Source organism: Curtobacterium sp. A7_M15 (assembly GCF_030705415.1).
Taxonomy (GTDB): Bacteria; Actinomycetota; Actinomycetes; order Actinomycetales; family Microbacteriaceae; genus Curtobacterium.
In genome coordinates this window covers 1-9,265 of the sequence record NZ_JAUZED010000128.1, presented here as the reverse complement: position 1 = coordinate 9,265, position 9,265 = coordinate 1, and the positions used below count along the sequence as shown (strand labels likewise).

The window sequence follows — 9,265 nt, the reverse complement described above, 5'->3', positions numbered from 1 at the left end:
GACAGTCTGCCGCGGGCATCCGGCGGCCGACTGTCGCCCTCGCGAACCGCCGCACCCGCACCCCGCCCGCACCCGCCCCCGCACCCGCACCTTGCGGGATGACGCACGAGGGCGTGCGCGGCCCGCACGATCTCGGCACGGACGGGTCCGCGGTGTCCGACCGGTGCTCTGATGTCGGTAGCCGTGACGCATGGATCACGGGACGAACAGGGGAACGCACGTGTTCAGAGCCGTACTGACCGCCGCAGCCGCGGTGGCGCTCGTCATCGGGGGAGCCGCGCCGGCGACGGCCGCACCCTCGTCGGTGCCCGGCGCACCGACCTCCGTCCGGGTCACCGGAGCCGCGGACAGTGCGACCGTGACCTGGGGGCTCCCGAAGTCCGGGGCGAAGATCGCCAGCTGGCGCGTCACCGTCGCGCCGAAGCAGCAGCAGCCGGACGCCGGCGTCGACCGACTGCCGGCCAGCGCACGCTCCGACCGGTTCGGCAACCTGACCGCGAGCACGACCTACACGTTCTCGGTCCGCGCCGTCGGGAGCCGGGGTGCGGGCAAGGCCGTCTCGGTGCGGTACACCACGCCCGGGTCGGTGCAGACCGTCGAGTCCCTGTTCGCCCTCGACGGCTCGGGCTCGGTCGTGCGCTTCCCGGTCTCCGGCACGTCCGCTCCCACCACGATCGCGAAGGACGCCGCCGGCTTCACGGCGGACGACGTCGGCGACGTGTTCGTGCCCTCGGCCGACCGCCGCTCCGTCGTGATGTACCCGGCCGGCGGCGGCGCTGCCCGGACCGTGGCGACGGGCCTGCACCTGACAGCGGACCTCCGGTCGGACGTCGCCGGCAACCTGTACTGGGTCGATTCGGTCTCCGGGGCGATCACGAAGCTCCCGGTCGACGGCGGTGCGCCGGTCGCGCTCGTCCCGTCCGCCGGGACCTACTGGGCCGTGGGGCGTGACGGCACGGTCTCTGCGGCGACGTTCGGCACCCAGGGTGCCGCGACCAAGGTCGTCTCGGTGTCCCCGTCGGGCAAGCGCACGACCCGGTCGATCGCCGAGAACGGCTACCAGTACCTCAGCGGGCTCCTCGCCGACGGCGCCGGCAACCTGTACCTGAACTACTTCTCGTCCGGGGCCTCCGGCGCGAGCGGGTGGTCCCTGCTGGCGAAGGGCTCGTCGACGCCGGTGTCGGCCGAGTCCCGGATCGGGTTCACGTACGGGGCGACGAACGGCCGCGCGCTCCTGCTCGCCAAGTCCGCCGGGTGGTGTGCCGCCGCGAGCGAGGGCAGCCCCGCCGGGTGCACCGCCGACAAGACGATCGCGACGCTCGTCACCCGGAAGGCCGACGGCACCACGACGGAGCGCACGACGAGCGGTGTGACGTCCGAGGGGCGCGGTGTCCACGTCGGCGCCGCCGACGAGGCCGGTGACCTGTTCTTCGACGTGAGCGCCGGCCCGACGACCGGCCTCTGGCGGCTCGACGCCGCCGGCGGCGTGGCGGTGCAGCTCTCCGCCGGCCAGTTCACGCGGCTCCTGGTGATCTGACGCCACCACGTGTGGGACGGGAGGCGCGGTGCGGGCCCGCACCGCGCCTCCCGGCCGCCGGGTCCGGCCGGCCCCGCGTGGGGGGGGGGGGGGGGGGGGGGGCCCCCCCCCCGCGCCTCCCGTCCGCCGTCTCCTGCCGTCTCAGGCGACGCCCGCGACGGTCCGTCGGCACACCTCGTCCCACGGGGTCGGCTCGATGCCGAAGCGGGCTCGGCTCGCCGAGTCGTCGACCACGTAGGGCGCGGTCCACTGGTAGCTCATCTGCGCGATCTCGCGCATCATCGGTGAGACCACCCCCATCGCGCGGAGCATGCCGGCCGGGAGTCGCCGGACGGTGACCGGGGGCTTCCCCGCCGCGGCCAGCACCTCGGTGAGGGCCTGCACCTGCGACCGTGGCGCGTTGCTCGGCACCATCCAGGTGCGTCCGTGGGTCGTCTCGTCCGCCGCGGCCGCCACGAGTGTCCGGGCGACGTCGAGCACGTCCGTGAAGGTGTGCGGCAGGTCGGTCCGCCCGATCATCGAGACGGCCTTCCCCTGCAGCGCCGCCGGGAGGACCCGGGTGATGTGCCCGTTCTCGCCGATGCCGGTCCCGACGTAGTCCGAGGCGCGGACCTCGACGGCGCGGAGCCGACCCGCTTCGTGCGCGGCGCGGGCGTCGGCCCAGAGCTCCGCGCGCAGGATGCCCTTGTGGTCCGTCGCGGCGTCCGGCAGGCTCTCGCGCATCGGTCCGTCGACGGGTCCGTACGGGTAGAGGTTGCCGGTGATGGCGTAGACCGCGCCGGTGCGCTCGGCCGCCGTCAGCAGTGCGGTCGCGAGGGGCGGCCAGGTCTCCTCCCACTGCGTGTAGTTCCCGGGGTTCGCGCAGTTGTAGAGGACGGCGGCGCCCTCGGTCGCCCGGGTGAGGGCGTCGGCGTCCGACGCGTCCAGTGCGATGTGCCCGACTCCCCGGACGCCCGTGTCCCGACCGGAGCGGGTGGCGACGGTGACCCGCTCGCCCCGCTCCGCGAGGAGTGCGGCGACGTGCCGGCCCACCGGACCGGCACCGACGATGACGTGCTGCTGCGACATGGCTTCCTGCTTTCCTCCTGATTGCGAGAGCACCGCTCTCTCCGATCAGCATGCACCCGCGCGCGGTCAATTGCAAGAGCACTGCTCTCGATTGTGTGCAGTGCTCTCTCGTGCCAGGGTGGAGGCATGACCGAGAAGGCACCCACCGCACGAGCCCTCGCACGCGAGTCCGTGCGGTCCGGCATCCTCGCCGCTGCCCGGGTCCGGCTCACCGACGAGGGGCCGTCGCAGCTGAGCCTCCGTGCCGTCGCCCGGGACGTCGGGATGGTGTCGTCGGCCGTCTACCGGTACTTCCCGAGCCGCGACGACCTGCTCACGGCGCTCCTCATCGCTGACTACGACGAGCTCGGTGCCGCGGTCGAGGCGGCCGAGGCTGCGGCGGGACCGGTCCCCGGGGCGCGGTGGGTCGCGGTGTGCCGGGCGATCCGGACGTGGTCGATCGCGCACCCGGGGGACTTCGCGCTCCTGTTCGGGTCGCCCGTGCCGGGGTACGTCGCGCCGCGGTCGACGGTGGACCCGGCGTCGCGGACGACGCTCACGATCGTGCGGGTCGTCGCGGACGCCGTGGCGGATCCCGGCTACCGGGCACCCGCGCCGACCGGAACGGGCCCCGGTCGGGCCGCTGCGGCGGTCGCGGACGGAGTGGCCTCGCTGCGGGCGTTCGGCATCGAGCTGCCGGAGGAGGTCCTCGTCCGCACGCTGATGGCCTGGACGACGGTCTTCGGCACGGTGTCGTTCGAGCTGTTCGGCCACTACGTCGGGTCGGTGTCCGACGGCGGTGCGTACTTCGACGAGGTCGTGGCGCGGTTGGCGGAGGACCTCGGGTTCGTGGCGGAGTTCGACTGACCGGTCTCGTTGCCCGTCGGTCCTGTCCGTCCGGCGCGCATCCGTTGTCCCCAGAGCGGGGTGCCGGTCTGACAGGAGGCCCACTCCTGCGGTAGACAGGTCGTGGGCCCTGGTCGTACCCGACGACGTCAGCCCACGCTCGGGGCCGCACACCTGGAGTCTCCCCGGACGCAACCACCACCTCGGGCGCGCGCTGCGGCCGGGGGCCGACGGATCAGGGAGGCACGCTTGCGACGCAGCACGTTCGGCGACGCCGTCGTCGGGAGCACCCGGTGACCGCGCTCGACGTCAGCCGGCAGGACCGCCGTCGCCTCACCACCGGCACGCCCCGGAGACGACTCGTCGCGGTCCGGACGGTCGCCCTGCTCGCGTCCATCGCGGGGGTGAACTACATCGTCTGGCGGTGGGCCGCGTCGGTGAACTGGCACTCGTGGTGGATCGCCGTCCCGCTGATCCTCGCCGAGACGTACAGCGTGATCGACTCGCTGCTCTTCGCGTTCGGCGCCTGGCGCCTCCGCGAACGGGGGGAACCACCGACGCCGCCGCGGGACCCCGTCACCGTCGACGTCTTCATCACCACGTACAACGAACCCGTCGACCTCGTCGTCCGCACGGCGACCGCGGCGAAGGCGATCAGCCACCCCCACTCCACGTGGATCCTCGACGACGGCAACCGCCCGGAGATGCGCGCCGCGGCCGACGCGCTCGGCATCGGCGTCATCACCCGGGGCGCCGACTGGATCGACCGTCCACGGCACGCCAAGGCGGGGAACCTCAACAACGCGCTGCTCGCCACCCAGGGGGAGTTCCTCCTCATCCTCGACGCCGACCAGGTGCCGGAGCCGTCGATCCTCGACCGCACCCTCGGCTACTTCAAGGACCCGCGGATGGCGCTCGTGCAGACGCCGCAGTGGTTCGAGAACGTCCCCGAGGCCGACCTGCTCGGCAGCCAGGCGCCCCTGTTCTACGGGCCGATCCAGCAGTCGAAGGACGGGTGGAACGCCGCGTTCTTCTGCGGGTCGAACGCGATCCTCCGGCGCGAGGCGCTCATGCAGCTCGGCGTGACCCGCTACGTGCGCGAGGTCGAGGGATCCGTGGCCCGTACGATCAAGACCTCGAGGAAGCTGCTCGCCCGTGCGCGCGAGACCGAGACCGACCCGCGGGTGCTCGGGGCGCTCGACGAGGCCGAGGCCGTGGTCGACCGCGCGCGCGACCAGGTGCAGCGCGGCGAACCGCTCGGTGACGTCACCTACGACTTCCAGCGCGGCATCGACGCGATCTCGTACCGCTTCGCCGCGTCCGACCTCGAGTCCGTCCGGAAGGACCTGCAGGAGCTCGCGGCGATGTCGACCGACGCGAACACGTTCGCCGGCCTCGACGACGCGGCCCTCGACGTCCTCGGGCGCCGTGATGCCTCACCGGTCGCCGCCATCGAGTCGATCGCCGTGCTCGCCCGCGCCCTCGACGTCAACCGCGACGACGAGGCCCAGCCGATCATGCCGCTCGCGACGATCTCGGTGACCGAGGACATGGCCACCGCCATGCGCCTGCACGGCCTCGGCTGGAAGTCGGCGTACCACGACGAGATCCTGGCGAAGGGCCTCGCCCCCGAGGACCTGCCCACCATGCTCGTACAGCGGCTCCGCTGGGCACAGGGCACCATGCAGGTCTTCTTCCGCGAGAACCCGCTCGTGCAGAAGGGCCTGTCGTGGGGGCAGCGGCTCATGTACTTCTCGACGATGTGGAGCTACCTGTCCGGCTTCGCCGCGATCGTCTACATCGCAGCCCCGGTGCTCTGCCTGTCCTTCGGGGTCGTCCCCGTCCAGGCGTACAGCGTCGACTTCTTCGCCCGGCTCATCCCGTTCCTCGTCCTCAACCAGGTGCTGTTCTGGGTGGTGGCGGCCGGCAGACCGACGTGGCGCGGGCAGCAGTACTCGCTCGCGTTGTTCCCGGTGTGGATCGAGTCGGTCACCAGCGCGTTCGAGAACGTGTTCCGGGGCAAGCCGCTCGGCTTCCGGGTCACTCCGAAGGTCCGCGACGAGTCCGAGCAGAAGCCGCGGTGGGACCTCGTGAAGCCGCAGCTCATCGCGATGGGGGCGCTCGTGGCGGCGCTGATCCTGATCGGCATCCGGTACCTGACCGGCCAGGCGTCCGGGATCGCACCACTCGTGAACACCGCATGGGTCGTGTTCGACCTGTTCATCTTCAGCATCGTCATCCGGGCCGTGCTCTACCGGGGACCGGGCACACCGCAGTCCGAGCACGAGTCGAGCACGGCCGGAGGACCCCTGTGAGCCCGGCGCGGGTCGCGTTCGAGGTCCCGGCGGTACCGGAGTCGCTCGACGAGGTGCAGGACCGTTTCGGTGCGTGGTGGGACACACTCGGCATCGACGACCTGCGGCTCCGGTTCGGCCTCGAGACCGCCGTCGCCGAGATCGCCGCGAACATCGTCGAGCACACCCGACGCACCGACCAGGAAGCAGGCAGGCGCTACACCGTGGAACTCGACGTGACCGACCGCGAGCTCGTCGCCGTGCTCACCGACAACGGGCTGCCGGCCGACGTCGACCTGGCCGCGGTGACGATGGCCGACGCCGACGAGGAGAGCGGCCGCGGCCTCGCGCTCGCGATCGCGGCACTCGACCGGCTCGAGCACCGGCACGAGGGCGGCCACAACGTCTGGACCCTGGCGTGCACGCGGTGAGCCGACCAGCCGCCCGATTCCTCGCGTTCCTGGTGGTCCTCGCGACGTTCGCGCTGGGCGGCGCCCTGCCGGCGTCGGCCGTGCAGGCGACCGCCGCCGCCGCGGTCTCGCCCGCCGACGGGAAGACCTGGTTCGGACCGGACATCGACTGGGGCGACGACGCGCCCGACGGGTACGCCGGACGGCTCGGTGCGACCCCGTCGATGTACGGCGTCGAGATCGAGTACCCGCTCGACCGCAGCGCCCGGAAGGAGTTCCTCCGGGCGACCCGAGCCGCCGCCACGCAGGGTGCCGTCCTGGTGGTGAGCCTCGAACCCGACCGGTCGCTCCGCTCCCTGACGACCGCCGACGCCCGCGCGGCGAACGCCCTGCTGGAAGAGGTCCACCGGCAGTACGACACGCAGGTGCTCGTCCGGTTCGCCCCGCAGATGAACGGCACGTGGGTGCGGTGGGGTCAGCAGCCGACGCAGTTCGTCACCGCCTTCCGCGCGCTGGCGGCAGCGGTCCACGGCGGGAGTTCCGACGCGCTCATGGTGTGGTCCCCGTCCTACGGTGCGGGCTACCCGTTCGGCGAGTCCGCCGGGCGCCTGCAAGACCTTTCCGCGACCGACGTCTCGAAGCTCGACACCAACGGCGACGGACAACTCACCGCGGCCGACGACCCCTACGCGCCGTACTGGCCCGGCGACTCCGCCGTCGACTGGGTCGGGCTGTCCATGCTGTACTTCGGCAAGGGCAAGGCGACCGAGGCAGCGGGCCGCGACGTCCCGCTCACCCGGAACGACGTCCCCGAGGCCGGCGAGGTCACCGCCCGCTTCGACGAGACCTGGGGCTACGAGCAACGCCAGCGAGGAACGTTCTACGACCGCTTCGCCGTGGCCGACGACCGGCCGATGCTGCTCGACACCGGGGCGCTGTACGACCACTCGCTCCGGGGTGCCGACGAGCTCCCGGTGAAGCAGGGCTGGTGGCGACAGGTGATCGCCGCCGTGCACGACCGTCCGTTGATCCGCGGCGTGACCTTCCTCGAGACGAACCGCCGCGAGCCCGAAGCGGGCAACCGTGTGGCCGACTGGCGGGACACCGCCGTCCCCGGCATCGCCGGCTCGTTCCGCACCGACCTCGAGCGCGCGGGCGACTTCGTGTTCGGTCCCGTGACCGACCGGGTCACGAAGCAGGACGGCGCCGCGGCGACCGACCAGCAGTACGACACCGGCGGCGACCAGATGGCGTGGATCGTCTGGTGCGCCGTCGGCCTGGCGGTGGTGTTCCTGCTCAGCGGCCTGTTCGGCCGGCTGCTCCCGAGCTGGCGCTACCCCGACGACGGCAAGCCCGGGCGCGACCTACGGCTCGACCTGTTCCGCGGGTTCATCATCCTCGCCGTGGTGATCACCCACATCGAGATCGGCGGGCCGTACTCGTACATCACGCTGCACGCCGTCGGCGCGATCACCGGCGCGGAGATGTTCGTGTTCCTCTCCGGCATGGTCCTCGGCATGACCTACCCGTTCGCCATCAAGAAGTTCGGCGAGTGGGCGGCCGCGGTCGGTGCCTGGAAACGCGCTCGGAAGCAGTACCTCGTCACGCTCGGGGTGATCCTCGTCGTCTTCGCGCTGAGCTTCGTGCCGTTCCTGAACACCGACGCGATCACCACCTTCACCGACCGTGGGACCGGCACCGGGGGAGTCGGCGCCGAGGGCCGCGTGTACGACCTCTACCCGAACGCGATGCAGCTGCTGGCCTACCCGCCGCCCTGGTACGCGATCCGGCAGTTCCTGCTGCTCGAGATGGGGCCGTGGCCCTTCAACATCATGGGTCTCTTCGTGGTGCTCAGCCTGTTCATCCCGGTGTTCATGTGGGTGATCCGCCGCGGGTTCTGGTGGGCGCTGCTCCTCGTCAGCTGGGCGCTGTACGTGTACCAGGCGCTCAACCCGGACTTCCGGCCGCTGAACTCCCAGTTCGAGGCGGTCTTCCCCCTCCTCACCTGGCAGGTCGTGTTCACCCACGGGCTCGTGCTCGGCTTCTACCGACGCCAGATCGTCGGCGCGTTGACCGGACGGCTCGGCAAGGTCCTCGTCGGAGTCGGCATCGGGGGCTACGCGCTGTTCCTGGTCTACGTCTGGGCGGGCAACCACTTCGGGTTCACACCGACCCCGTTCCCGGTTTCGATGTACGACGACCTGTACAACACGGCCTACCAGCGCGTCGACCTGCAGTGGGGGCGTCTGGTCGACATCGCGTTCTTCGCGATCGTGTCGTACGCGATCCTCACCGTGTTCTGGAAGCCGATCTCGAAGGCGATCGGCTGGCTGTGGATCCCGATCGGGCAGGCGAGTCTCTACGTGTTCGTCTGGCAGGTGTTCTTCGCGCTGGCCATCGCGTCGATCCCGGGCGTGGACTGGGGCAACGGGTGGATCGGCTTCGCGACCCACACGCTGCTCATCCTGCTGGCCTGGTACATGGTGCGGAAGCGGTTCTTGTTCTCGGTGATCCCGCGCTGACGTGCTGCGCGGTGACGCGCGGCGCGAGTCCGGTCGCGTGCGTGTTCGCGCGCGCGTTCGGTCGTTCGCATTCGCGCCCCGCTGTGGTCGTAGCGCCCCGGAGAGACGGGGCGCAACGACCGTCCGGGGGCGCAGCACTCCGGTGAGCGGCCGCGCCTCCCGTCCGTCAGCCGGTCACGGTGCGGCCGTGAGATCCCCGCTGGCTGCTCGGGTGGTCCTGGTCGTGACCGTCCCACAGGTCGCCGCACTCGACGGGTTCCGCGTCCGACGACGCGAGCCACGGCCCGGCGCCGTGCGTGGGGTCGCGGGACAGAGCGGCGATCAGCGCGGCGCGGTGCTCCGAGCCGACGACCACCGGGTGCCCCGGGACGCCGTGGTGGACCGCGCGGCGGAGCGCCGTCCCGTGGTCGCCGCCGCCGATCACTCGGCGGACGGCCGTCGCGGGGAGGCCGGGCAGGTCGACGAGCGAGACGCACGCCGTCTCCGGATCGGTGACGGCCGCGAGACCGACGGCGAGCGACGCGCCCGGACCGGCAGCCCAGTCGCCCGCGACGACGACGGTGACCGCCTCCACGGCGGGGACGAGGGCCCGGGCACGGTCGGCCGCGG

At 72.1% G+C, this 9,265-nt stretch carries 7 protein-coding genes; 5 read left to right on the top strand and 2 right to left on the bottom strand.

Annotation, left to right across the window (positions count from 1 at the left end):
• Positions 1 to 220 precede the first annotated feature (220 nt).
• Positions 221 to 1,537, top strand: coding sequence for a fibronectin type III domain-containing protein (locus Q7F20_RS16395; protein WP_305741136.1), 1,317 nt, complete (start codon positions 221 to 223; stop codon positions 1,535 to 1,537).
• Positions 1,538 to 1,678: 141 nt separating this feature from the next.
• On the opposite strand, the gene Q7F20_RS16390 is transcribed toward Q7F20_RS16395, so the two are convergent.
• A complete protein-coding gene (locus Q7F20_RS16390) occupies positions 1,679 to 2,605 on the bottom strand; it encodes an NAD-dependent epimerase/dehydratase family protein (protein WP_305741135.1) in 927 nt (308 codons plus the stop codon).
• Positions 2,606 to 2,731: 126 nt separating this feature from the next.
• Here Q7F20_RS16390 and Q7F20_RS16385 point away from each other — a divergent pair, with 126 nt between their 5' ends.
• The 4 genes from Q7F20_RS16385 (at position 2,732) to opgC (ending at position 8,656) form a co-directional block, all read left to right on the top strand.
• Complete coding sequence (locus tag Q7F20_RS16385; RefSeq protein WP_305741134.1) at positions 2,732 to 3,451, top strand: TetR/AcrR family transcriptional regulator; 720 nt, start codon at positions 2,732 to 2,734, stop codon at positions 3,449 to 3,451.
• A 272-nt stretch (positions 3,452 to 3,723) separates the two neighbouring features.
• Positions 3,724 to 5,745 carry a glycosyltransferase gene (locus Q7F20_RS16380; RefSeq protein ID WP_370871714.1) on the top strand — a complete coding sequence of 674 codons (2,022 nt, stop codon included), beginning with the start codon at positions 3,724 to 3,726 and terminating at the stop codon, positions 5,743 to 5,745.
• Positions 5,742 to 6,155 carry an ATP-binding protein gene (locus Q7F20_RS16375; protein ID WP_305741133.1) on the top strand — a complete coding sequence of 138 codons (414 nt, stop codon included), beginning with the start codon at positions 5,742 to 5,744 and terminating at the stop codon, positions 6,153 to 6,155. Before Q7F20_RS16380 ends, Q7F20_RS16375 begins: the two co-directional genes overlap by 4 nt.
• Positions 6,152 to 8,656, top strand: a complete 2,505-nt coding sequence (gene opgC, locus Q7F20_RS16370) for an OpgC domain-containing protein (RefSeq protein ID WP_305741132.1) — start codon at positions 6,152 to 6,154, stop codon at positions 8,654 to 8,656. Before Q7F20_RS16375 ends, opgC begins: the two co-directional genes overlap by 4 nt.
• A 166-nt stretch (positions 8,657 to 8,822) precedes the next feature.
• Here opgC and Q7F20_RS16365 read toward each other — a convergent pair.
• On the bottom strand, positions 8,823 to 9,265 hold a 443-nt coding region (locus Q7F20_RS16365), incomplete at its 5' end, for an NTP transferase domain-containing protein (RefSeq protein WP_305741131.1).